Source organism: Acidimicrobiales bacterium (assembly GCA_035547835.1).
Classification (GTDB): Bacteria; Actinomycetota; Acidimicrobiia; order Acidimicrobiales; family Iamiaceae; genus DASZTW01.
In genome coordinates, this window is sequence record DASZTW010000011.1 from 1 (window position 1) to 23,330 (window position 23,330).

The 23,330-nt window shown below is 66.4% G+C and carries 26 protein-coding genes, 2 tRNA genes and 1 other RNA gene; 23 read left to right on the plus strand and 6 right to left on the minus strand.

Annotation, left to right across the window (positions count from 1 at the left end; all coding sequences use genetic code 11):
* From VHA73_10055 to VHA73_10070, 4 genes are all read left to right on the plus strand, one after another.
* On the plus strand, positions 1–343 hold a 343-nt coding region (locus VHA73_10055), incomplete at its 5' end, for a hypothetical protein (protein HVX18362.1).
* Between the two features lie 235 nt (positions 344–578).
* Positions 579–1,142 carry a sigma-70 family RNA polymerase sigma factor gene (locus VHA73_10060; protein HVX18363.1) on the plus strand — a complete coding sequence of 188 codons (564 nt, stop codon included), beginning with the start codon at positions 579–581 and terminating at the stop codon, positions 1,140–1,142.
* A gap of 30 nt (positions 1,143–1,172) precedes the next feature.
* Positions 1,173–2,936 (plus strand): ATP-binding protein, encoded by a 1,764-nt coding sequence (locus VHA73_10065; protein ID HVX18364.1) that lies wholly within the window; start codon positions 1,173–1,175, stop codon positions 2,934–2,936.
* Positions 2,937–3,054: 118 nt separating this feature from the next.
* Entirely contained in the window at positions 3,055–4,191 is a 1,137-nt protein-coding gene (locus tag VHA73_10070; GenBank protein HVX18365.1) for a Druantia anti-phage system protein DruA, read from the plus strand.
* 98 nt (positions 4,192–4,289) lie between these two features.
* On the opposite strand, the gene VHA73_10075 is transcribed toward VHA73_10070, so the two are convergent.
* Positions 4,290–4,529, minus strand: a complete 240-nt coding sequence (locus VHA73_10075) for a helix-turn-helix transcriptional regulator (protein HVX18366.1) — start codon at positions 4,527–4,529, stop codon at positions 4,290–4,292.
* 327 nt (positions 4,530–4,856) lie between these two features.
* Here VHA73_10075 and VHA73_10080 point away from each other — a divergent pair, with 327 nt between their 5' ends.
* Positions 4,857–6,077, plus strand: coding sequence for a hypothetical protein (locus VHA73_10080; protein HVX18367.1), 1,221 nt, complete (start codon positions 4,857–4,859; stop codon positions 6,075–6,077).
* On the plus strand, positions 6,064–6,540 hold the full coding sequence (locus VHA73_10085) for an S-adenosylmethionine decarboxylase (protein ID HVX18368.1): 477 nt from the start codon (positions 6,064–6,066) through the stop codon (positions 6,538–6,540). The genes VHA73_10080 and VHA73_10085 overlap by 14 nt, the downstream gene beginning before the upstream one ends.
* Positions 6,541–7,842: 1,302 nt before the next feature.
* On the opposite strand, the gene VHA73_10090 is transcribed toward VHA73_10085, so the two are convergent.
* Complete coding sequence (locus VHA73_10090) at positions 7,843–8,274, minus strand: hypothetical protein (GenBank protein HVX18369.1); 432 nt, start codon at positions 8,272–8,274, stop codon at positions 7,843–7,845.
* Between the two features lie 149 nt (positions 8,275–8,423).
* On the opposite strand from VHA73_10090, the gene VHA73_10095 reads away from it, so the two are divergent.
* The 9 genes from VHA73_10095 (at position 8,424) to VHA73_10135 (ending at position 14,352) form a co-directional block, all read left to right on the plus strand.
* On the plus strand, positions 8,424–8,567 hold the full coding sequence (locus VHA73_10095; protein HVX18370.1) for a hypothetical protein: 144 nt from the start codon (positions 8,424–8,426) through the stop codon (positions 8,565–8,567).
* A 62-nt stretch (positions 8,568–8,629) separates the two neighbouring features.
* Complete coding sequence (locus VHA73_10100; protein HVX18371.1) at positions 8,630–8,992, plus strand: hypothetical protein; 363 nt, start codon at positions 8,630–8,632, stop codon at positions 8,990–8,992.
* Complete coding sequence (locus tag VHA73_10105) at positions 8,989–9,201, plus strand: hypothetical protein (GenBank protein ID HVX18372.1); 213 nt, start codon at positions 8,989–8,991, stop codon at positions 9,199–9,201. Before VHA73_10100 ends, VHA73_10105 begins: the two co-directional genes overlap by 4 nt.
* Positions 9,198–9,371, plus strand: a complete 174-nt coding sequence (locus VHA73_10110) for a hypothetical protein (GenBank protein ID HVX18373.1) — start codon at positions 9,198–9,200, stop codon at positions 9,369–9,371. Before VHA73_10105 ends, VHA73_10110 begins: the two co-directional genes overlap by 4 nt.
* A gap of 250 nt (positions 9,372–9,621) precedes the next feature.
* A complete protein-coding gene (locus tag VHA73_10115; protein HVX18374.1) occupies positions 9,622–11,904 on the plus strand; it encodes a type IV secretion system DNA-binding domain-containing protein in 2,283 nt (760 codons plus the stop codon).
* 115 nt (positions 11,905–12,019) lie between these two features.
* Positions 12,020–12,820, plus strand: coding sequence for a replication-relaxation family protein (locus tag VHA73_10120; GenBank protein ID HVX18375.1), 801 nt, complete (start codon positions 12,020–12,022; stop codon positions 12,818–12,820).
* Positions 12,821–12,866: 46 nt separating this feature from the next.
* Complete coding sequence (locus VHA73_10125; protein HVX18376.1) at positions 12,867–13,349, plus strand: hypothetical protein; 483 nt, start codon at positions 12,867–12,869, stop codon at positions 13,347–13,349.
* A gap of 65 nt (positions 13,350–13,414) precedes the next feature.
* Entirely contained in the window at positions 13,415–13,756 is a 342-nt protein-coding gene (locus tag VHA73_10130; GenBank protein HVX18377.1) for a helix-turn-helix transcriptional regulator, read from the plus strand.
* Positions 13,753–14,352, plus strand: a complete 600-nt coding sequence (locus VHA73_10135) for an ImmA/IrrE family metallo-endopeptidase (protein ID HVX18378.1) — start codon at positions 13,753–13,755, stop codon at positions 14,350–14,352. Before VHA73_10130 ends, VHA73_10135 begins: the two co-directional genes overlap by 4 nt.
* Before the next feature lie 28 nt (positions 14,353–14,380).
* Here VHA73_10135 and VHA73_10140 read toward each other — a convergent pair whose 3' ends face one another.
* The 3 genes from VHA73_10140 to VHA73_10150 all read right to left on the minus strand — a co-directional run bounded on the left by VHA73_10140 (position 14,381) and on the right by VHA73_10150 (position 16,235).
* A complete protein-coding gene (locus VHA73_10140) occupies positions 14,381–14,944 on the minus strand; it encodes a hypothetical protein (protein ID HVX18379.1) in 564 nt (187 codons plus the stop codon).
* Positions 14,945–15,373: 429 nt separating this feature from the next.
* A complete protein-coding gene (locus tag VHA73_10145; GenBank protein HVX18380.1) occupies positions 15,374–15,838 on the minus strand; it encodes a hypothetical protein in 465 nt (154 codons plus the stop codon).
* A gap of 307 nt (positions 15,839–16,145) precedes the next feature.
* Positions 16,146–16,235, minus strand: a tRNA-Ser gene (locus tag VHA73_10150).
* A gap of 72 nt (positions 16,236–16,307) precedes the next feature.
* On the opposite strand from VHA73_10150, the gene VHA73_10155 reads away from it, so the two are divergent.
* From VHA73_10155 to VHA73_10165, 3 genes are read left to right on the plus strand one after another with little or no spacing between them, the layout of a single operon-like run.
* Positions 16,308–16,796, plus strand: a complete 489-nt coding sequence (locus VHA73_10155; protein HVX18381.1) for a nucleoside deaminase — start codon at positions 16,308–16,310, stop codon at positions 16,794–16,796.
* Positions 16,797–16,844: 48 nt separating this feature from the next.
* Positions 16,845–17,699 carry a methyltransferase domain-containing protein gene (locus tag VHA73_10160; protein HVX18382.1) on the plus strand — a complete coding sequence of 285 codons (855 nt, stop codon included), beginning with the start codon at positions 16,845–16,847 and terminating at the stop codon, positions 17,697–17,699.
* Positions 17,696–18,901 carry a serine hydrolase domain-containing protein gene (locus VHA73_10165; GenBank protein HVX18383.1) on the plus strand — a complete coding sequence of 402 codons (1,206 nt, stop codon included), beginning with the start codon at positions 17,696–17,698 and terminating at the stop codon, positions 18,899–18,901. Before VHA73_10160 ends, VHA73_10165 begins: the two co-directional genes overlap by 4 nt.
* An 82-nt stretch (positions 18,902–18,983) precedes the next feature.
* Here VHA73_10165 and VHA73_10170 read toward each other — a convergent pair.
* Positions 18,984–19,071 (minus strand) — tRNA-Ser (locus VHA73_10170).
* Positions 19,072–19,159: 88 nt separating this feature from the next.
* Here VHA73_10170 and ffs point away from each other — a divergent pair.
* From ffs to VHA73_10195, 5 genes are all read left to right on the plus strand, one after another.
* An RNA gene (gene ffs / locus VHA73_10175) (signal recognition particle sRNA small type) lies at positions 19,160–19,258 on the plus strand.
* A gap of 132 nt (positions 19,259–19,390) precedes the next feature.
* Positions 19,391–20,083, plus strand: a complete 693-nt coding sequence (locus VHA73_10180) for an MOSC domain-containing protein (GenBank protein ID HVX18384.1) — start codon at positions 19,391–19,393, stop codon at positions 20,081–20,083.
* 10 nt (positions 20,084–20,093) lie between these two features.
* Positions 20,094–20,903, plus strand: coding sequence for a glucose 1-dehydrogenase (locus tag VHA73_10185; GenBank protein HVX18385.1), 810 nt, complete (start codon positions 20,094–20,096; stop codon positions 20,901–20,903).
* Positions 20,904–20,943: 40 nt separating this feature from the next.
* Positions 20,944–22,821, plus strand: a complete 1,878-nt coding sequence (gene dnaX / locus VHA73_10190) for a DNA polymerase III subunit gamma/tau (protein HVX18386.1) — start codon at positions 20,944–20,946, stop codon at positions 22,819–22,821.
* A gap of 50 nt (positions 22,822–22,871) precedes the next feature.
* Positions 22,872–23,327, plus strand: a complete 456-nt coding sequence (locus VHA73_10195) for a YbaB/EbfC family nucleoid-associated protein (GenBank protein HVX18387.1) — start codon at positions 22,872–22,874, stop codon at positions 23,325–23,327.
* Positions 23,328–23,330 lie beyond the last annotated feature (3 nt).

Here is a 23,330-nt window from a genome sequence, read left to right on the forward strand (position 1 = left end):
AACACGCCGGCAGCCACGGCCAACGGACTTCGAGGGCATCTCCGGCCTTTCGCTGGTCGCACCGAACGAGATGCCGGACTATCACCGACTTCAGAAGGATGAGGTCTGGACCCTGCTCGGAGCGGGGATCTCCCGCATGAGCCGCGCGGACCGCCGTGCTCAGAGAGGAGACCAAATGTCCTACCCACTCGGCACCAGAGCCCGAACCGGCGAGGTCTGTCCGGTGTCCGGCGTATGGAAGTCGCTCGACACCCCGAGCACCACGGCACCAATCGCCAAGGGGAATCGGATGCCGCCCCACAACAGCGTGGCAGTCACATGGGAGTTGACCCGCTTCGCCTGATCACAGTCCCCGCCTGGCGTCCGCGAAGGAACCTGTCCGAACGGCTCTCCAGGCGGGGATGCTTACAGTGAGGGCCCAAGCTGGCCGCGAGAGCGGAATCAGCATGCTAAGTTGGCTCTGACAACTGAATTGAAGGTCGTTACCTCGGACGAGGCCGCAAAGGCTTCATAAGTAGGAACGGCATACCGCACCTGCACTCATCGGCTGCGACCTTCCACGAGAGAAGGGTCGAACGATGAGTTCTTCTGTTTTTGATGAGTTGCCCGCGGATGGGCGCTTGCGCACCAAGGCCCACCTTGAAGCGTGTCACGCCACGGTACGCGCAGCTAGCCCGCGGTGGTGCGCCAAGGACGCCGACTTTGAGGGCGTAGCCGATGAGGTGGTCGTATCAACCGTGCGCAGCTTCGATCCGAAGCTCGGCGACTTCGCACCACACCTCTTCGCCCGTGCATCGAACCGCGTTGCCCGCAGCCTGAGTCGGCAGATGCCAGTCTTCGAACGCTCACGCACGAGGGAGTCCATCGATGGCCTGGCGCCCAGCGTTCTCGATGATGTCCGCTACGCGGCCCCCGGAGCTGACGAGGAGTTGGCATCCGCGGACGAGTTCACTGTGCATGACTTCTTCGATGGGCTGCCGAAACCGCTCGAGGCGGTCGCCCGACTTCTCTATGCCGGATCGACTCAGGCCGCCGCGGCGGAGCAACTAGGTCTATCGCCGAAGGCAGTCAGTCGACTGGTCGCCCGCCTCAGGCCAATTGCCGCCTCTCATTTTGGCCGCCCCGATCTCCTTGCCGCGTAGCCCCCAGTTCACCTACCTTAAGGATACCAAATGTCACGCGATACCGCGAGTAAAGCCCACAAGCGCCAACTTGATTATGTGTCCGGTTTGCCGGGCGAGGAGGGCAAGCTCGACCTCATCGTTGCGCAGGCCTTCGTACGGTCGATCCGAGATCTTGGCTACCGGAGTGCCGCCACAGCGCTCGATGAGTTGATCGACAATTCGATTGAGGCTGGGGCGGCGAACGTCCACGTAGCGCTAGGCTTCAATGGTAAATCGGATGCTAAACCAACCCAGATTGCTGTTCTTGATGATGGCTTTGGCATGGTTCCCGGGATGGTTGCCGCAAGCGCCCAATGGGGTGGGACGGACCGTGAAGGCAGCCGCAACCTCTTCGGTCGCTATGGATACGGGTTGCCGAGCGCCTCGGTGAGTCAGGGGAAGCGCTTCTCCGTGCTCTCGCGCATCGATTCGGGGACGTTCTACGGCGTGACTCTCGATGTGGAAGAGATCGGCAAGGCGAAGACTGGCAGCCGAGTTCTGATGCCGGAAGCCGCAACCCAAGAGCTCCCTCAATGGATTCAGATGCACGCCGAAGAAGCCTTCCCTGGTGGTATGGATGCTGTTCGCACCGTCATCGTCTGGGACAAGCTCGACCGCATCACCTGGAAGACGGCTAGTTCATTGGAGCAGAACCTGCTCCAACACTTCGGCCTTGTCTACCGCGGGTTTCTTCGACAGACCGCGATCTCGGTCAACCGAAAGGTGGTCGAGCCTATCGACCCCTTGTTCATCACGCCTGGTTATCGCCTCTACGATGTCGATGATGACCGAGCGGAGGCTCTGCCCCCACTCGCCCTAGAGGTCCCGGACGATAACGGAAAGCTGCTCGGCACCGTCACCTTGCGGATCTCATACATGCCACCGGGATTTCTGTCGAAGGACAAATCCAAGAAGGCTACTGGCAAAAACCAGAACGCGCGGTTCGGGGTTCGCAAGGACAACAACGGTTTCATCATCTGCCGTAACGGCCGGCAGATTGACACGGTCACCAAGAACAAGCTCACGACCTTCGTCAACAATGATCGCTACATCGGGCTAGAGCTCGACTTCCCAGCGGCCCTTGACGAAGAGTTTGGTGTCACCACAGCAAAACAACAGATCACGATCTCGGATCGCGTCCTCGATCGGCTACAACAGGCCGGCTTCCTTCGGATCATGGAGCAGCTGCGCAAACGCGTGAAGGAGGAGGTTGCAGATACGGTCACCACGATTGAGGGATCGGACAGCGTGGCGAGCGCCTCTGAGGCAGTCATGGCGGAGGTGTCCGACCTCGTCCGCCAGCGGCCTCCGTCCCCCGAGGCGGAAGAGATCGCCCGCGAGAATCTTGATCGTGAGATTGAGCGGGTTGCGAAGGAGGAGGGTCTCCCTGAGGCGCTGGTCAGGGATGCACATGAGGAGGCGGCGGCTGCGCGCCCCTTTCGGGTGCACCGAGAGAGCGTTGCCGATGCCCCCTTCTACCGGGTCGAGCAGCGTGGTGGACAGTTCATCCTGATCTTGAACACGGCCCACCGATTCTTCACGGACGTGTACGCGGTCGTGGAGGGGCTCGAAGGGGCCAGGATCCGCGCATCGCTTGACTTGCTGCTGTTCATCCTCGGACAATGCGAGTTGGACGCCAACACCCAGGGTCAGATCTGGTATCAGAGCGAGCGTATCGAGTGGTCCCGCCGTCTGAACGCGGCGTTGACCCTGCTCGAGGATCATCTCGATCTCCTCATCGATGAGCCAGACACGCTGCTCGACTCCGAGTAGCGTCCTCCTCGAACGAGACGAGTGCCGTCCGACCCCGGCTCGCGCTCGCGCCTAGCCTGCCTTGCAGTTCGGCGTCACGAACTGCCTCGACCGCCCAGGCAAGCGAAGGTACAGGAGCATGGTCAATCTCAGCGAGCTGCGCCGCATGGTGATCGGCGAGCTGATGGCGGCGGGCTTCGAGTCGAGCGGGGGCCTTCTCGTCCCGCCAGCCGACAGCGACAAGCAGAGCATCCGTGCGCTTCATCAAGCTCAACGCTCTCAGGTACTTGCAAAGGCGGCCAACTTCATCGAGACCTGGGAGAATCGGGTTCTCGGCTCCTTCGCGGATGGCGATGAAGTCGACCCAGAGCAAATAAATCCGGCCGTTGTACAGGTAACGACAGAGGAGGAGGCCGCTATATTTCGGTATGCTTCGCTCCATTGGTCTGTACCTGTCTCGCAAGGTTACGGCCGGCGAACGCGCTTCCTGATTATGGATCAGTCGAATGGGAAACTCATTGGTATCTTCGCTCTCGGAGATCCCGTGTTCAATCTCAAGGTCCGGGATGATCTTATTGGCTGGGGACCCGAGCAGCGTAAGAGGCGTCTGTACAACGTCTTCGATGCGTTCGTTCTAGGCGCCGTGGAGCCCTATCGTCAGCTAATTGGCGGGAAGCTTGCAGCGTTGTGTGCCGTCAGTGATGAAACCCGGATTTTCCTAAAGGAGAAGTACGATGGTACTCGCACCATCATCGATCAGCAGGTGAAGATCGCCACTCCCGTTCTCATCACGACCACATCGGCGCTCGGTCGCTCCTCTGTCTACAACAGGCTTACTTTCGGCGACCGCAAGGTCCTGCAGCCAATCGGTTTTACGGAAGGCTTCGGACACTTCCAGTTCTCGGATGACGTCTTCACCGAACTTGTTGAGCTGGCGAGGCGGGATGACCCGCGGCGCGGCAATGAGTACGGTGATGGGCCCAACTGGAAGATGCGGACGATCCGGAGCTCGCTGCAGAAGCTTGGCTTGTCCGGAAACCTCCTCAAGCACGGGATCAAGCGGGAGGTGTTCATCGCGCCGCTCTCGTTTGGATGGCGGGCATTTCTACGTGGTGAGACAGATGTGATCAGGCCGGTTGCCTACCCACTCGGAGACATTTCCCGTTATTACAGCGAGCGCTGGGCGATCCCCCGTGCTCAGCGGATGCCAGGATTCAGGTCCTGGGATCACCATGGCATGCGGCTGTCTTCGCAAATGGTGACGCTGCGCCGCTAGCCACAGGGCTGCAGAACGGATGCGAGACTGCCGATCATAATGCGAACGATGTCGAAATCGCTCCGAGCTTGACCTCGCCGATCGACCGCCGCCGCGGCCTACGTTGTGGGCGCGGCCAGCCCCTTCACCAGCTCCCCCGCATCCACCTCGAGCGCCTCGGCCAGCTTGAGGATGTTGTGCAACGAGATGTTGCGCTGACCACGCTCGGTTTGTCCGATCATCGTCCAGTGCAGCTGTGCCCTGGCTGCCAGCGCCTCCTGGCTCAGCCCGAGCTCCTGCCGGCGGGCGCGGACGCGCTCCCCGAAGGCCTTGGTAGCAGGTGACAGCGGAGGAGCCATGGCAAGCCCCAACGACATACGCCCCATGGGTCAACATCCAGAGAACATATGTCCCAACTGTTTGCATCCTGGTACGCTCAGGCTCGGACAGCAGGCGCTCTGTCTGCCCGGGCTGAGGGGAGGTGGCACCGTGAGCGGTGGCGGCAACGGCTAGTTGATGGCCGACTCTGAACCCGCGCAGGCGTGCACCCACGAGTCCGGCCGGCTCCCGGTGCAGGCGGCGAGGGGGAGTGACTGATCCCGGCGCGCACGGTGCACCTGCCGCTTGGGGTCGGTCGCTACACGCTATGGAATGTCATGCATGTTTGATACAATTGACACTAGAACATGCGCGACATTCTCGGCCGGTTGTACCGCACCAAGATGGTCCTCAGCTGCCTGATCCTGATCACCAGTGGGACCCTCTTGATCGTGGCCGGCCACCAGGTTGACGCCATGCACGGTTGGGCCTGGCTCAAGACCCTGCCCTTCGGGGAACTCGGCGGCATCCTGATTGGCGCCGGCGTACTCAGCGTCTGGCTTGACCACTTCTTTCAACGCGAGCAATCCGAGATCGATGAGCTCAGGCTCCGCCGCCTGCTCCACGACCAGGCACCCGCCATGCGGGATGCCGTGCTCGAGGCCTTCGCTGCCAACCAGGCCGATCTACGGCGGGTAGCCACACCCGACACCCTCGACCGGATCATCACCAACAGCCTGGCCCTGCGCCTCGATGACGAGCAGTTCGCAGCCGAGGTGTACGCCGACATTCGTGACCAGGCAATCGGTGCTGCTGAGCGTTGGCACGATGCCAACCTGTCTATTCAGCTGTCGCCCCTGCCTGCAGGCAGGGGTACGGCCAAGGGCCGTACCCCTCACCACCCGGGTGGTGGCTTCTTCAGCGTTACCGTTCGCTGGGAGTACACCGTGGTGCCTAAGCATGCCCAGCGCCGCTTCGTCTGCCTGTCCGACCGAACCGAGTACGCCGAGCTGGCAGCCGAGCGAGGCGCGACCTCCGCCTGGTACTTGAAACCCGATCCAGGAGTCGAGGCGGGCTCGCCTGACTCCTTCGAACTGCTGCGCTTCAGTGTCGATGGCGAGGAACGGGCGATCCGGCGCACGGCCCGGAAGCACAGCCAGCTCTACACGGTCAATGTGGGCACAGAGCAGATCGAGGCCGAGGAGCCGGTGACGATCAGCTACACCTACCGCACCATCACGCCAGCCAACGCCCACCTGCTGTTCTTTGACATCGAGCAGCCCACCCGGGACCTGCGGGTCGACTTCGACTACAGCGACTGCGACCTGGCCAGCGTCAGCACGCTCGACCTCATCCCCTCGGTGAGACCAACCCGCATCGAGAAAACCCCCGCTCAACTACCTGACGGGGTCATCCGCGTGGACATCGATGGCTGGGTGTTTCCACGGTCGGGGGTGGCGTTCGTGTGGACAAGTGGCAGCGAGACGACATTGGTCCCGGTCTCAACTGCGAACCACGAGCAGCGAGCTAGGTTACGCAGCGGTGGAGCGACAAGCCGCTCCGGGAGGTGGGCCGATGGCACGCAGTGACGAAGGGGCGCCGACCAACCCGCAGGTGTCGCTGCCGGCCCTGCCCAGCAAGAGCACTCTGAAGTATGGTCGCCGGATCTTTGACCTGAACTTGACGGACCACGTTCAGGGCGTCTGGGATGAGTCAATCCCTCTGGTCCAGCAATGCACGGTGGAAGCGGTTGGAATTTCATCCGACCTCCTCACCGATGGAGAGTTTCTTGCCGATACCTGCGAACGGCTCTGCAGCTCGCTACACCTGACCATTCTACGCTCAATTGCTGAGCCGTTGCCGCCCGGCCACACGCTAGTGTTCATTCTCTCCGAAAGCCACCTTGCGCTTCACTCCTGGCCCGAGAAGGGATACATCAATATCGATCTTGTGACATGCACAAAACGCGGAGTTGACCCAATTCGGTTCTCCGACCTCATTACAGATGCCTTTAAGCCATCAAGCATACGCGTTCACAAGATCTACTTTTAGGCGGAGGAGAGTATGACAGACGATACTTCGGAGCATCAGAGAGCCAAGGGAAAGTCGGTAGTCAGTTACCGGTCTATCGGTGAGTTGGCTGCTGCATTAGACTCCTTGCGTCCGGAACCGGATCCTCAGCTAGAGCAATTCCTAATGATGGCTCCGAACCTCGCCGATCAGGCAGAGTACCTTGGGCGGATCTTCGCCGACCGCAGAGTGCTATTCCTGGGTGACGATGACCATGTGTCCATCCTGGTTGCCGCGTTCTCAACTGTCTCGCCAGTCGTCTACGAGGTCGACCATCGGGTTGTGGCGAGCTTGAAGTCATGGGCGGACCGGCTGCCGCTGCCGAGCTACTCAGTCGCATTGCACGACATACGAGAACCGTTCCGCCAGCCGCCCGAGTGCGATGCGTTCTACATAAATCCGCCATATTCGTCAAAGACTGACGGATATGGTATCAAATTCTGGATCAGCCGTGCGCTTGAGGGTTGCGTCCCATATTGCGAAGGCGTGATTGTCTTGCCCGCCGATAGTGATGGCGGATGGATAGATCAGAACTGGTTGTCAGTCCAGGACTTCCTTACCGCGAACGGGTTCCGGATCGTTAATCCACATAATGATGTGCGCCACATGTACCATGGGACGAACGACCTGGGACTCCGATCCGAGAATTTGCGAGTGAGACGAGTCGACCCATCCCGCCGCCTCCCAATCGAGCCGCGACCTGGTACGCACCTATACCGTTGACGTCCCGGGAGTTGTTTCTTCGTGAGAAGTCTACTAGCGAGTACTTCGCCTGCTCTGGAGCAATGGTACTGGGTATCCCAGATCACTCTGTCGATTATTCTGACGGTATCGGCGGTAGCTGCGGTCGTTCAGATTGTCGGACTGCGCAGGACGTTGCTCAGCCAGGGATTTGAGGAGGACGCAGGTCGGATCAGGCGGCTATCCGACCTCATGTTGAACTACCCGCGAGAACTCAATGAGCTAGGCACATACAATACTTCTGGGAAGCAACTCTCAACTTCAGCCTGCGTTCTGGCGGAAGCCATTCTAGATGAACTAGATACGGTTCTACTCCGTAAGGGCACCTTCGAGAAGCGCTGGGGGGCGCGAAATCTACCGGACCTGCGACTCTGGATGAGAGATATGATGGCCGAGTATCCTGGTCTGATGTGGTGCTTGCAGCGGCGGAGAGAATGGTATACGGGTGGCCTGAGAGATCTCGCGGCTGCCGTAAGCGATACGGACGCGACCAGTTAGCGGATATAATCATTTTAGTTGTTTGGAACTTGCGGCGGCGCCGTATCAGCTATGGTGGTTGGCCGTCCAGACTACTAGCGCAACATCAGCCACTATATTGTCCTCATAATAGCTGCGAAATGTTGACGTCATGATGCCCAGCTGGTCGGCCGCGATCCGGCGGCGATGCTTGAGCAGTTGCCCTCGTGCCTCAGGCGTGACTCCGAAGAGCGCCTGCGTGGCTAGACCGGTGGCTCCCTCACCGAGGGAGCGTACGGCCGCAGTGATCCGATCCGCGAGGTTGAGTGCCCGGAGATATGGGTCGGTCGTGTCACCCGGTGAGAGATCATCGGCAGCCAGGATGACAGCGTCTGGGAAGAGATCGAGGTAGCGGACCATCTGCGCCGGCCTGACGCCCACGCGCAGCAGCTCCTGCAATGCACGCGTGATCACCTCGACCGGGTGCTCAGCCCCGGTGGCGGGTGACGACTCGTCCACATCGCCCTGCGTGCCGCTGGTCGCCCGAACCAGCCGGTACCGCGAGATCGCACGCAGGCCCTTGATCAGCCTCCTGCCACAAAATTAGTCAGGAACTGGTCACTTTCCTCCACGTTTTGTGGCTTTTGGATGCGTCATCGTCTCGGGTGATGACCCGCACCCCTGATTCCGACCCCAACGAAAACGATGTTCCCCACTGGGGCGGCGTCTCGTTCTCCGGGCTCGACACCCGCCACTGGCTCCCCTACCTCCCGCCTGAGGTCGTAGAGCAAGCCGCCAACGACTCTGACTGATCCACCCACAGAGGCCCACGCCCAAGGCGTGGGCCTCTTCTCGTACAGGAGAGATGACCAACATGACTGAACTGCTTCCAACCATTCGTAACGCCACCCAGCCTGCTCGGCTGCCCGGCGCAGCACCCCGCCTCCCTCGCCACACCAGCCGTGCACTGGCGGCGCTGGAACAGCGCACCATGCTGCGCCAGGCCGGCGTTCTGGCCGAGTCGGTCGTGCAGCTGACCAAGCTACAAGAGATCGACCGCCTGGCCCGCGAAGCCGCCAGCGGCCACGCAATGCTGGTGCGCTGGCGCGAAACCCTGGCTGCCGGCGACCCGCTGCTCGATGACGAGCTGCGCTACTTCACGGACCTCGCCCGCCTCGGCAAGGGCGAGATCCTGATGGACACCATCACGACCTACTGCCGCGAGAGCAACCGGTGATCGCCCTCGTCTTCCTGGTGATCCTCTTGCTGCTGGCATTGAGCGGGTTCGTCTTCTTGCTCGGCTTCCGGCTGGGCTCGGCCGGCTGGCTCGAGGAGATGACCCGAGTCCGCGCTCAGGCGATCGAGGCCCAGCGCCGGATGCAAGACCTGACCCGGCAGGCCTTCCAGGCCATGACCGAAGAGCTGGGCAAGCGCCGCCCCCGGTGACTGATCCACTGAAGCCGCTGACCGATCGCCTGCTGGAGATCGCCGTGGTGCTCCTGTTGGCAGCGCTGGCGCTGCGTTGGGCCTGGGCGGTCTTCCAGCCGCTCCTGCCAGTCGCAGTCGGCGGGGGCGTGCTCTACGGCTTCATCGTCTGGCAGCGCCACCGCCGGTAGGCCCCGTCCGTCTGCCGTGGATTTCACAACGAAAGCTTGACTGTTGACATTGAGTATCAGCAAAATGGAGGCTTGTAGATATTCAATGTCAACACAGGAGAGGAGGTGAAATGGACAAGCAAAGCCGCGTTACGGCCATTCACTCCGCCACACCCAACCTGCGCAAGCTGGCCCGGGCGCTCCTGCTGTTGGTCGCCGAGCAATCTCCCAAGCAGACCGCCCAGCCGCCCACAGAACGGAAGGCCAGCTAATGGCCGCCTCGCTCTGGCTGGCCGTGACGGCGGCCGCCGCCTTCGTGGCAGGCGTCCTGCTGCTGCGGGCCGCCGAACAGCGCCGGATCAACCACGGCGCCCGCAGCTTCTGCTTGCGCTTTCCGCGTGACATGGCCGCTGAAGATGTGACGGTGTTCGTAGCCGGCCTGGCCGGCGTCCGGCCGCCTTGGTACTGGCACTGGCTCCGCCTGCCAACCGTCAGCCTCGAGACCCACGCCACCGCCGGTCAGATCGACCACTACCTGTTCATTCCCAAGCCGCTGACCGGCATCGTGCTGTCGCACCTCCGCGCCGCCCTGCCGAGCGTGCGGGTCGAGCTAGCCGAGGCCCCGCCCGCCGCGGATCTCAGCCACGGCATCGAGCTGCGCACCACCAGCCGGCAGCGGCCGCTGCGCACTGACCGGGCGGCAGCCACCTCGGCAGCGCTGTTGACCACGCTGCTGCCGCTCCGACCAGACGAGCAAGTAGTGGTGCAGTGGCTGCTGACGCCGGCCTTGCTGCCGCGTCCGCTGAAGCTGGCCAGCCGGCCCCGCCAACCTGAGCTGCTGACGCCGCTGCGTGAGGATCACGACTACGACATCTCGCCGCACGGCGAAGCGCTCCGAGCCGCCCGCGCCAAGCAGGCCGAAGCCACCTTCTCGTGCGTAGGACGGATCGCCGTCAAGGCAGCCGCCCGCCCACGGGCCCGCTACCTGCTGCAGCGGATACGTGGTGCCTACGAGCTTGTCAGCGCGCCCGGCATCCAGCTCGACCGCCGCCTTGGCGTCAGCAGTCGCTTGGCGGCTCGCTACGCCAGCCAGCGCCGGATCCCGCTGGTGACGTGGCCGGTCCTGCTCAACGCCGCCGAGATCAGTGCCGTCATGGGCTGGCCGGTCGGCGTGACGCAGCTGCCGGGTCTGGTGCTGGGTGCCTGCCGGCAGTTGCCGCCAGCCGCCGACCTGCCGAGCACCGGCTGCGTGGTGGCGCGTGCCACCTTCCCGGGCGCCGAGCGGCCGGTCGCCATCCAGCCGGCGGACCGCCTGCTGCACACGCTGCTGACCGGGCCCACCGGCTCGGGAAAGAGCAACCTGCTGCTGTCGCTCATCACGCAGGACATGCAGGCCGGCCGTTCGGTTGTGGTGGTTGACCCCAAGGGTGACTTGGTAACGGAATGCTTGAAGCGAGTGCCCGCCGAGCGGGTGCGGGATGTCATTGTGCTGGATCCGGGCGATGAGCAGCGCCCCGTTGGCATGGATCTGCTGACTGCCGACCAGGCCTCCGCCGAACTGGTAGCTGAACAGACGGTCTTCATCTTTCATCAGTTGTTCTCGGCCTTCTGGGGTCCCCGGACCGATGACGTCTTGCGGGCGGCGCTGCTGACGCTGATGTCGGAGCCGGGCATGACCTTGGTAGAGGTGCCGCTGCTGCTGACCAACGCCGCCTGGCGCCGCCGCTTTGTGGCCAACGTCCAACACGACAGTGTTGGGCTCGGCCCCTTCTGGTCGTACTACGAAGGCCTCAAGCCGAACGACCAGGCGCAAGTGATCGCCCCGCTTATGAACAAGCTGCGCGCCACCTTGCTGCGCAGCCGGGTCCGCAACTGCGTTGGCCAAGCCGAGCCGCTCCTCAAGCTGGGCGAAGCCTTGGACAGCCGCAAGCTGCTGTTCGTACCGCTGCGCCAGGGCGTGCTCGGCGATGAAGCCGCCGCCCTGATGGGCTCGCTGTTCGTCTCCCGGGTCTGGCAGACCGTCCAGGCCCGCAGCGCCATCCCCGAAGCCCAGCGCCAACCGGTCCACTTCTACATTGATGAGGTTCAGAACTACCTACACCTGCCGAGCAGTGTCGGCGACATGCTGGCGGCCGCCCGCGGGCTGGGGCTCGGTCTGACGGTCGCTCACCAGCACCTCGGCCAGCTCTCCGCCGAGCTGCTGCAGGATCTCCTGGCGAACTGCCGCAGCAAGGTGGTCTTTCAAACCACCGCCAAGGACGCACACCGCTTCGAGCAAGAGTTCACGCCCTACCTGACCGCCGCTGACCTGCAGGGCCTCGGCCGCTTTGAGGTGGTCGCCCAGCTGGCCGTCAACCAGCGGGTGGCCCCGCCGGTCACCGGCGTGACGCTGCCGCCACCCGAGCCCACCAACCATGCGGCTGCCGCCAAGGCCTGGTCGCGCCAGCACTACGGCCGCGACCGCCAAGCCATCGAGGCCGACATGCAGGCGCGCCATGGCACGGTCGCTGCAGCGGCACCAGTCGGACGAGCACCGAAGCGGAGGTCACGATGAGTTGGCCGGTCGCTTGTCCGTTCGGGTTGCCAAGCCACGGCCAGCTGCCGTGGTCAGACGGGCTATCTGCAGCCGATCCGGTAGCGACACATGACGGAAGCCATGGAGTCGAGTCGTGAACGGCCGCCCCTACGTAACCGCCCATTACCTGGCCGACCTGCGCACCAGGCTGACCGAGGTCGACTGGGCAATCGTGGCGGACGTTCGCCAGATGCGGCTGGCCTCAGCCCGAGACCTGCAGGCACTCCAGCAGCTGCGCGCCCCGCTGCAGGTGCGATCGTTTCGGCGCCGCTTGCAGCAGCTGCACGAGCTCGGCGTGCTGGCCCGCCTGGAGCGGACGGTCGGCGGCCAGCGGGCTGGCTCGGCCGGCTTCGTCTACCGCCTCGGCAGTGCCGGCCAGCGGCTGCTGGCGAACGAGCACGGCGGTGCCATCCAGCGGCCGTGGACGCCCCGGCCCGCTTGGCTGCGGCACGCCCTGGCCGCCAGTCACCTCTACGTAGTGCTGCGCCTGGCCGAAGCCGAGCAGCGGCTTCGTCTGCTCGACTATCAGCCGGAGCCGTTGGCGTGGCGGCGCTTCCAGGCAGTCGGCGGCCAAGCGGTCACCCTCAAGCCCGATGGCTTCGCCCGCTACGAGCTGCCTGATGCGCTCGTCAGCAGCTTCCTCGAGGTCGACTGCGCCAGCGAGTCGCCCGCCACCATCGCCCGCAAACTCGGCGTCTACATCGCCTGCTGGCAGAGCGGCCAAGCCCTCGACTCGAGCGGCGTCTTCCCGGAAACGCTCTGGCTGGTGCCAGACCAGCGCCGCCGTGCGGTCTTGCAGCGGGTGATCGATCAGCATCCAGCCGAAGCCCGCCGCCTCTTCCGGGTCGGCTGTTACGACCAGGCCCGACAGCTGTTTACGGAGCCGCCGCCCTGACGCGGCTGGCACTGCAACAGATCAACCGTAAACAGGAGATCGCTTCATGGAAGGAGCACACGAACGAAGATCAGAAGAACAACCCGGCCGCTGGCCGGAACAGCTGCCCGAGCAGCTCACGGTTACGCCGTGGCGTGACGAGGTGGTCGAAGCCCACGGCTACGGCCCGCGCTCGATGTACGTAGAGGTCTGCTGGTTGCCCACGCTGGGACCGAGCAGTACCTGGCTGTACCGGCGGCTTGGCAGCTGGGCCGAGTTCAACCCGGACGGCGTCCAAGTCGACACCGCCGACCTGGCCGCCTCGCTTGGCCTCGGCCAGGGTTTGGGCCGCCACTCGCTGCTGAGCCGCACCGTTGACCGCCTCATCCGGTTCGAGGCCGCCCGCTGGGCTGGCAGCGATCTGCAAGTCAGGACGGCGCTCGGCGCCCTGCCGCTGAAGCTGGCCGGACGGCTCAGCCCCACCGCCCTCAGCTTTCACGAGCAGATGCTGCGCCGGCCGGGCAACAGCATCCCGGGGAGGTCGGCGTGAAACGTACAACACCCGTTGACATTGGGTATCAACAAGCGGACAATACGGTGCTGAAGGAGCAGCGCATGCACATCAGCCGTAAACAACTTGGCCGTCAGATCCGCGAGGCCCGCGAGGCCACCGGCATGACGCTGCGGGCGGCTGCCGAGCGCCTTGGCATCGACTCCGGCTACTACAGCCGCATCGAGACCGGCCAGAACCCGGTCGGCAAGCACGCCCGCAAGATCGCCAAGCTGTACGGCCTGAACGCTGACGAGCTGGAGGCCCAGGCCACCACCAAGCTGCCCAACTACCGGCCGTACCTACGGGCCAAGTTCGACTTGCCAGACGAGGCCATCGCCGAACTGGAAGCCCACTTCGAGGCGGTCACCAAGCAGCACGCCCGTGGGCGCCGGAGGCAGGCATGAAGCTGCTAGCTGACCTGCGCAGCCTGCGGCCGCTCCGGCCACTGAGCACCACCGAGGCCTACTCGATCGCCGAGCGCCAGGCCGCCCGTCTGTTGCGCCGCTCTGGCGTGACCGTAGGACCGGTGCCGAGCGAGATCATCACCGAGCAGCCTTTCATCCGCGTTGGTGTCCGGCGGGGCTTGGTCTCCTCCGGTGCCACCAAGTGGATCAAGCCGCACTGGGTGATCCTGCTCAACGGCATGGAACCGTTGACACGGCGGCGCTTCAGCCTGGCCCATGAGTACAAGCACGTGCTCGACCACCCGTATCACCGGGCGTTCGCCTCACTGAACACGCCAGAACGCCGCCAAGCCAATGAACGCCTCTGCGACTACTTTGCGGCCTGCTTGCTGATGCCACGACCGTGGATCAAGGCGGCTTGGACGGCTGGCATACAAGATCCAGTCGAACTGGCTCGCCGCTTTGAGGTTTCCCCGCAAGCCATGCAGGTCCGCCTGCTGCAGCTGGGCCTGCTTGATCCCTACGCTCGCTGCGCTGGCCTCGATGCGACTTATCTCCGGGCCTTGCCCGTCTTGCCGCCTGAACTGGCGGCCTAAACATTTGCATTATGACGCCTTCGGCGCGTCAATAGATAGGTAAACGAGGAACTACGTCATGAAGGAGCGCCGTCCACAGGAGCGGCCATCCAGCAGTCATGCCGCTGGATCGGCCACGCCGCAGGAGGCCAGCATCAAGCGTGCGGTCGCCTACCTGCGGGTCAGTACCAAACAGCAAGCCGTCCGTGACGGCCACGCCGAGGGTTATTCGCTGCCGACCCAGCGAGCCACCTGCGAACGCCGGGCCGAGCAACTGGGCGCCGTCATCATCGAGGAGTACCTCGACAAGGACACCGGCACCCGCACCGACAAGCGCCCGCAGATGATGGCCATGCTGGACCGCATCACCCGTGAGCGAGATGTCGACTACGTCATCGTCTTCAAGCTCGATCGCTGGGCCCGCAACGCCCGTGAGGATCTGGTCAACGACTACCTGCTCGAGAACGCCGGCGCTGAGCTGGTGTCGTGCTCCGAGCCGATCGACCGCAGCAACGCCGGCCAGATGATGCACACCGTGCTGGCCGGCCTCAACCAGTACCACTCCCGCAACATGGGCGATGAGATCAAGCGCAAGACGCTGATCAAGATCCAAGAGGGCGGCACCCCAGGCGCCGCCCGCATTGGCTACAAGAACATTGGCGAGGGTGGCCGCCGCTGGGTCGAGCCCGACCCGGAGCGTGCCCCGCTGATCCAGTGGTGCTTTGAGGCCTATGCCACCGGCGAATGGACGATGGGCGATCTACTGGCCGAAGCCACCGACCGAGGCCTGCGCAGCCGAGGCGGACCGAACACGCCTCAGAAGAAGCTCTCGCTCAGCCAAATGAACCGGTTGCTGCGCTCGCCCTACTACAAGGGCATCGTGGTCTTCAACGGTGCGCAGTACCAAGGCAAGCACGAGCCGCTGGTCGATGACGAGACCTGGCAGCGTGTTCAGGACATGGTCGCCAGCCGGCGCAAAGGCGAGAAGCAGCGCTCACATCACCACTATCTCAAGGGAAGCATCTACTGCGGACGCTGTGGCTCACGGCTGTGTATCACGTACTCCCGGAGCAAGACCGGCCAGCGTTACCCGTACTACTTCTGCGTGGGCCGGCACCAGAAGCGCACCACCTGCATGCTCACGTACCGGCCGCTCGAGTGGGTCGAGCGCTGCATTGAGGAGCACTACCGAGTCATCCAGCTGACAGCCGAGGGACTCGACTATACGGCTGCGGCCGTCTTGCGAGAGCTCCGTGGCCAGCAGGATACGACAGCCGCCGAGACCGAACGCCAGCAGACCCGCCTCCGCCAGCTCGATGACGAACGCACCAAGTTGCTGCACGCCTACTACGCCGGTGCCGTGCCACTCGACCTGCTGCAGCGAGAACAACAGCGCATCGCCGAAGAAAGCAATGCGGCTGCCGCCCTGATCGCCGCTACCACCCTCCAAGGCGAAACACTCCAGACCACCGCTGATGCTGCCGTCAGCATGGCCCGTGACTGCCATGGCGCCTACCTGGCCGCTTCGCCCAAAGCCCGCCGCCTGATGAACCAGGCCTTCTTCAAGCGAATCATGGTGACCGAGGACGGCGTAGTCGACTGGGAGTACGCTCAGCCCTTCGCCAGCCTGATGGCTGCACACGAGGCCCCCAGCGGTCTCCACGCCCAGCCCCATGACCAGCACGGCGAGGTCGACACCGCCACGGCAGGCACGAGCCGCCAGCGTGCTTCAGGCAACGGCCCGGCATACCAACGACAGAGCCCCCGCCGTTGGGCGGGGGCTCTCTTTGGTCGGAGTTCGAAAGACGAACACTTGGCGGAGGGTGTGGGATTCGAACCCACGGTGGCCCGAAGACCACAACGACTTTCGAGGCCGTCCCATTCGTCCGCTCTGGCAACCCTCCGGCCGCGACACTACTGGCTGGCAACCAGGGCCCAGAACGGGTTGGGCGCCGCTGGCCGTAGCATGCGGCGCGGTGGAACGCCTCGTGTCGTCGGAGCAGTCGGTCGCAGCAGCGCTCGACGTCGCGCTCGACGAAGCGGCGCTCGCTGCCCGCCACGACGACGTGCCGGTGGGGGCGGTGGTGCTGCGCGGCGAGCGGATCATCGCCCGCCGCCACAACGAGCGCGAACTGCGCGGCGACCCCACCGCCCACGCGGAGATGCTGGCTATCCGCGACGCGGCCGACGACCTCGGTCGTTGGCGGCTCGAGGATTGCACGCTGGTGGTCACGCTCGAGCCTTGCCCGATGTGCGCGGGAGCGGCGTGGGCGGCACGGCTCGGCAAGGTCGTGTACGCGGCCGCCGACTTCAAAGCGGGCGCGATGGGGTCGCTGTACAACGTGGCTGCCGACAACCGGCTCAACCATCAGAGTGAGGTGGTGGCCGGGCCGCGGTCGGACGAGAGTGCGCGGATGTTGCGCGACTTCTTCGAGTCGCACCGCGGCACGTCCGTCGCGGAGTAGCGCGAGCGCCGGCGACAGACGTCGGTCCGCGCCTGCGACACTCGGAGGATGGCGGACGACGCGGGGTCGAGCCGCAACGACCTCATGGTCGACGAGCTGGTCCGCCGGGGAGTGATCCGGCGGGCCGAGGTGGAGGCCGCGTTCCGGGCGGTGCCCCGGCACTGGTTCCTGCCGGGTGTCGACGAGCACGAGGTGTACCGGGGCCGCGTCGTCGCGACGCACTGGGACGCCGAGGGGCTCACCAGCTCCGCCAGCGAGCCGGCGATCATGGCCCGGATGCTGGAGCAGCTCGCGCCGCGTCCCGGCGATGCCGTGCTCGAGATCGGCGCCGGCACCGGCTACAACGCTGCGCTGCTGGCCACGTTGGTGGGTGCCACCGGCGGGGTCGTCACCGTCGACATCGACCCCGAGGTGACGGCAGAAGCGGCCCGCAACCTTGCGGCGGCGGGCTTCGACGCGGTCGACGTGCGGGCGGTCGACGGGTGGGAACCGGCCGGGCCGCACGGTGCGTTCGACCGCATCCTCGTCACGGCGTCGGTCTGGGACCTCGCTCCCGCGTGGCTCGACGAGCTGGCACCCGACGGCGTGCTGGTGTCGCCGCTGTGGCTGCACCGCGGCCAGCAGGCGTCGGTCGAACTGCACCGCCACGGTGTGGGGTTGCGGAGCCGGAGCATCGAGCCGTGCGGGTTCATCCCGTTGCGGGGCGCGGGCGCGGTCCCGCCGGGTGCGGTCGCGGCGGACGGCTGGGTCGGGCCGCGCTGGGACCGCCTGGTGGTCGACGTGGTGCCGGCCGCGGCCGTGCCGTCGCTCGACGAGACCGCTACGGTCGGCGCGCTGGCCGTGCTGCAACGGCCGCACTGCACGTACGTGATCTGGGATCGGGGGACGAGATGGGGAACGTGACGCCGCGCGTCGATCCGGAAGAGGTCGGCCTCGACGGTGCGCAGCTGCGCCGGATCGACGAGCACCTGACCACCCGGTACCTCGACCCGGGCAAGATCGCCGGTTGCCAGACCTGGGTGATCCGCCACGGCCAGGTCGCGTACGCCTCGTCGCTGGGCTTGGCCGACCGCGAGCGGGGGCGCCCCGTGGCCGACGACACGATCTGGCGTCTGTACTCGATGACCAAGCCGATCACCGGCGTCGCCCTGATGCAGCTGTACGAGCGCGGCTTGTTCCAGCTCTCGGACCCCGTCCACCGCTTCATCCCGTCGTGGCGCGACGTGACCGTCCGAGAGGTCGACGCCGACGGCCGCGAACGGATCGTCCCCGCCGACCGGCCGCCGTCGATCCGCGACGTGATGATGCACATGTCGGGCATCGGCTACGCCAAGGGCAACGGCGACCTCGACCTTGCCAACGTGAGCCGCTACCACGACCTCGAGGAGCTCGCCTCCGACATCGTCACCTCGCCGTTGCGCTACCAGCCCGGTACCCAGTGGCTGTACTCGTTCGGGATGGACGTGTGCGCCCGCCTCGTCGAGATCCTGGCCGACGAGCCGTTTGACGACTACTTGCAGCGGGAGATCTTCGACCCGCTCGGCATGGTCGACACCGGGTTCTCCGTGTCCGACGACCAGCTCGATCGGTTCGCTGCCTGCTACGGCCGCAACAGCCGAAAAGAGCTCGTGCTGGTCGACGACCCCGAGCGGTCGGCCTACCGGCGCAGGCCGACGCTGTTGATGGGAGGCGGCGGGCTGGTGGGTAGCGGGCCCGACTACGTGCGGTTCGTGGCCATGCTCGCGGCTGGCGGCACGCTCGACGGCGCCAGGATCCTCGGCCCCCGCACCGTGGAGCTGATGGCCACCAACCACCTGCCGGGCGGCGGCCAGATGACCGACTTCGCGCTCCCCGGCGCGTACGGCGAGGTCGGGTTCGAGGGCATGGGCTTCGGGCTCACCATGGCCGTCGGCCAAGGCCCCGCCGCCACCCAAGTGATCGGCTCGGCCGGCGAGTTCATGTGGGGCGGCGCCGCGTCGACCGCGTTCTGGGTCGACCCAGTCGAGGACCTCGCGGTCGTGTTCATGACCCAACTGCTCCCGTCGGGCACGTTCAACTTCCGCGGCCAGCTCCGCACGATCGTCTACCCCGCGATCACCGCCTGACCGACCGATCCCGCCACTGGTTCCTCGTCGCCGCGCCCCCGGCAATCGCACAGATCTGGTCGCGCGGGAGAACGCGGGCGCGTGGCGGAGGGGGTGGGATTCGAACCCACGGTGAGTCTCCCCACACACGCTTTCCAAGCGTGCCGATTCGGCCGCTCTCGCACCCCTCCCAGGGCGCCGGCCGCGGCGCCGGGACGACGCCGGTGGTGGCCGGAGCGGTAGAGGCTATCGTGTCTGCGACCCGCCTCCGGAGGTGGCGGCCGGGTCCTGTGCAACGGCAGCCCGTGAACCGAGTCAGGGCCGGGAGGCAGCAGCTCTCAGCGGAGACTGCGGTGTGCCGCAGATCGCCTGGCCGTCGCCTCCGGGGGCGGGCCTTCGTCGTTTCGTCCCTGTCAGGCCTGCGTCGTGGCGTCGGTGGAGCGGGCGACGGTTGTGACGCCGACGCAAATGGTGACGGTGCCGGGCCCGGTTCCACGTATCCTCCGGCCGATGTCATCGGTGCGGTCGGTCAATGTGGGTTCGGCCACGCCCACGTCGGCGCCGGGGCCGGGCGTCACCGGCATCTGCAAGGCGCCCGTCGCCTCGGTCGACGTGCGGGCACCTGGGCCGAAGCACGGCGGCGAGGGCAGCGGGATCGTCGGCGACGTGGTTGCCGATCGCCGCCACCACGGCGGCGACACCCAGGCCGTGTACGCCTTCGCCCGCGAGGAGCTCGATTGGTGGGCCGCCGAGCTCGCCCGCGAGCTGCCCGACGGCATGTTCGGCGAGAACCTCACCACGACCGGACTCGACGTCGACGCGTCGATCATCGGCGAGCGGTGGGAGGTGGGCGCCGAGGTCGTGCTCGAGGTGTGCGGGCCCCGCATCCCGTGCCAGACGTTCCAGGTCCGTATGGGCGAGCGCGGCTGGATCAAGCGCTTCACGCAGCGAGGTCGGAGCGGGGCATACCTGGCGGTCGTCGAGCCGGGGACGATCCGCACCGGCGACCCGATCCGCGTGACGGCCCGCCCCACCCATGGGGTCACGGTGCCGGACGTGTTCCGCGCCTGGAACGGCGACCACGCCGCGGAGGACAAGGTGCTCGCCGCCAGCTGCTTGTGGCCCGTCGAACACGAGGAGCTCGCGGCGCGCGTCGCGGCGCGGGAGACGGCCCGGGTCGGGCTCGGCGACGACCCCGCCTAGATTCCGAGCCATGACCGACACGACCGCGGCCGGCCCCGCCACCAAGCCCGTCCCTGCAGACGCCGGGCAGGTGGCGCGCCTGTTCCGGCTCGACGGGCGCGTCGCCATCGTGACCGGGGCGTCGAGCGGCCTGGGTGACCGCTTCGCCCGGGTGCTGCGGGCGGCGGGTGCCGAGGTCGTCGTGGCGGCGCGGCGCGTCGATCGCCTCGACACGCTGGCCGCAGAGATCGGCGCGGTCCCCGTCCGCTGCGACGTCGCCGACGCCGACGACCGCGAAGCCCTCGTGTCCACCACCCTCGACCGGTTCGGGCGCATCGACATCCTCGTGAACAACGCGGGCATCTCGTGGGTCGGCGCTGCGGAGGACGAGCCGCTCGAGGAGTGGCATCGCGTGCTCGACGTCAACCTCACCGGGCTGTTCGGCCTCACCCAGCTCGTGGCTCGCCACATGTTCGAGCGCGCCAGCGGGTCGATCATCAACATCTCGTCGATGCTCGGCCAAGTGGCATCGATGCCGGTGAAGCAGGCCAGCTACATCGCCACGAAGGGCGCGGTCACCAACCTCACCCGCCAACTCGGCGCCGAGTGGGCCCGCAAGGGGGTTCGGGTCAACGGGATCGGCCCCGGCTGGTTCCGCAGCGAGCTCACGGTCGACATGGAAGACGATGCGTCGCAGACGTTCATCCGCCGGAACTGCCCGATGGGCCGCATGGGCGAGCCGCACGAGCTCGACGGCGCGCTGCTGTACCTGGCCGGCGACGCGTCGACGTACGTGACCGGCCAGACCCTGCTGGTCGACGGGGGCTGGACCGCCCGCTGACCCGTCACGGGGGGCGCGGGCCATCGGTAGGCTCGGCCCGATGGCCTACCAGTCGCTCTACCGGCGCTACCGGCCGCAGCGCTTCAGCGAGGTGCGGGGCCAGCCGTACGTCGTGGCGGCCCTGCGCAACGCCGTGCGCGACGAGCGGGTCTCGCACGCGTACCTGTTCAGCGGGCCACGCGGTACCGGCAAGACCTCCACGGCCCGCATCATGGCCAAGGCGCTCAACTGCGAGAACCTGACCGACGGCGAACCGTGCGGCGAGTGTGAGTCGTGCCGGGCCATCGAGGCCGGCACGTCGTATGACCTCCAGGAGCTCGACGCCGCGTCGAACAACGGCGTCGACGCCATGCGCGACCTCATCGCCCGCGCCGCGCTCGGGTCGCCCGGCCGCACGAAGGTGTACATCCTCGACGAGGTCCACATGCTGTCGACGGCGGCGTCGAACGCATTGTTGAAGACGCTCGAGGAGCCGCCGCCACATGTGGTGTTCGTGCTGGCCACCACTGATCCCGAGAAGGTGCTGCGCACGATCCGCAGCCGCACCCAGCACCTCGAGTTCCACCTGCTCCCGGCCGACGAGCTCGCCGAGCACGTGCGGTGGGTGGCGGGCGACGCAGGGCTCGACGTCGACGACGACGCCGTGGCGCACGTGCTGCGCGCTGGTGGCGGCTCGGCCCGCGACACGCTCTCCGCGCTCGACCAGGTGGTCGCGGCGGGCGGCGTGGTCGACTCGGCCGGTCGCGCCGACGACCTCGTCGACGCCATCGTGCACACCGACACGGGCGCTGCGCTGCGAGCCGTCGAGCAGGCCGTGCAGGCCGGGCGCGACCCCCGGGTGCTCGGCGAAGCGCTGCTGGCCCGGCTGCGTGACGTGTTCCTGCAACGGATGGGCGTCGCGCTCGACCACCTCCCCGACAGCGAGCGGACGCAAGTCGCGGCCTGGGCCGAGGAGCTCTCCGACCGCGGCGTCACTCGATCGCTCGAAGCGGTGGGCGAGGCGCTGCTCGAGATGCGCCAGGCCCCCGACGTGCGCATCCCCCTCGAAGTCGCGCTGGTGCGCATCACCCGTGTCGAGACCGACGTGTCGCTCGACGCCCTGCTCGCCCGCATCGAGCACCTCGAAGCGCGCCTCGCCGGTTCGCCCGAGCCAGCTGCTGCGCCGCCACCTCCGGCCGGGTCGGGCGCGACCACCCCCGATGCCCCACCGGCGTCAGGTCCACCGCCCGCCCCGGCGCGCCCCGCCCGCGGCCGCCCGGGCGACGCGGCGCGCGCCGCGCTCACCAAGCCCGCACCCGACGCCTCGCAGGGACCCCCGCCCGCGCCGCCGGCACCCGCCACCGCACCTTCGGCGCCGGCGCGGTCGGCGTCCCCACCCCTGGAGCCGCCGGCGTCGACAACGGATGCACCCCCGGCCGAGGCGCCGCCGGCCGACGCTCCCGCTCCCGGTGGCGGCTCCGACCCCGGCGGGCTGCCCGACCGCGACGCGCTGACCATGGCCTGGGGCGACACGGTGCTGCCCGGCCTGCGCGGTCTCACCAAAGCGCTGTACTCCGCGGGGCGCTTCCTCGACAGCGACGGCGGCCACGCGGTGTTCGCACTGCCCGACGAGACCCACCGGGCCAAGTGCGCCGACCGCCTGGGCGACGTCGAAGCCGCGCTCGCCACGCATTTCGGCTTTCCGGTGCCGGTTCAGCTCGTCATCGACCGGGGCGCGACGCGTCCGGCCGACGAAACCGGCCCCGACGAGGGAGGGCCCACGCCGTCGGCGCCCGTAGCATCAGACCGTGCCATCGAGGACCGTGGCACCGAGGACATCGATCTGTCCGAGCTGACCGACGCGCCTGCCGACCAGCGCACCCCGGTCGACCGGGTGAGCGAGGTGTTCCCCGGTGCCGAGGTCGTCGACGGCAACTGACGCGCGACGCCCCCGACTCCCGTCCGCCCCCGACACTTGAGAGCACCGCGATGAACGAACAGCCCGCTGACGAATCCCGAGACGTCGCCCGCCCCGACGAGGTGTTGCCGCAGGGGCCCAGCGCGCCTGGTGGCGGGCCGGGAGGCGACCTCGGTGGACTCGATCTGTCGTCGCTGCTGGGAGCCGCGGCCGAGATGCAACAGCAGTTCGCCGAGGCGCAGGAAGCCGCGGCCGAGACTGTCCTCACCGGCGTCTCGGGCGGTGGCGTGGTGCGCATCGAGGTCACTGGCGCCGGCGAGTTCCAATCCGTCACCATCGACCCGGCCGCCGTCGACCCGTCCGACGTCGAGATGCTCCAGGACCTCGTCCTCGCCGCGTTGCACGACGCGTCGCGCCAGCTCCAGGACCTGCAGGAGCAGTCGATGAGCACCGGCATGTCCGGGCTCGGCGACCTGCTGGGCGGCGGCGGCCTCGGCGGCCTGTTCGGCAGTCCCGGCGAGCAGTAGGGG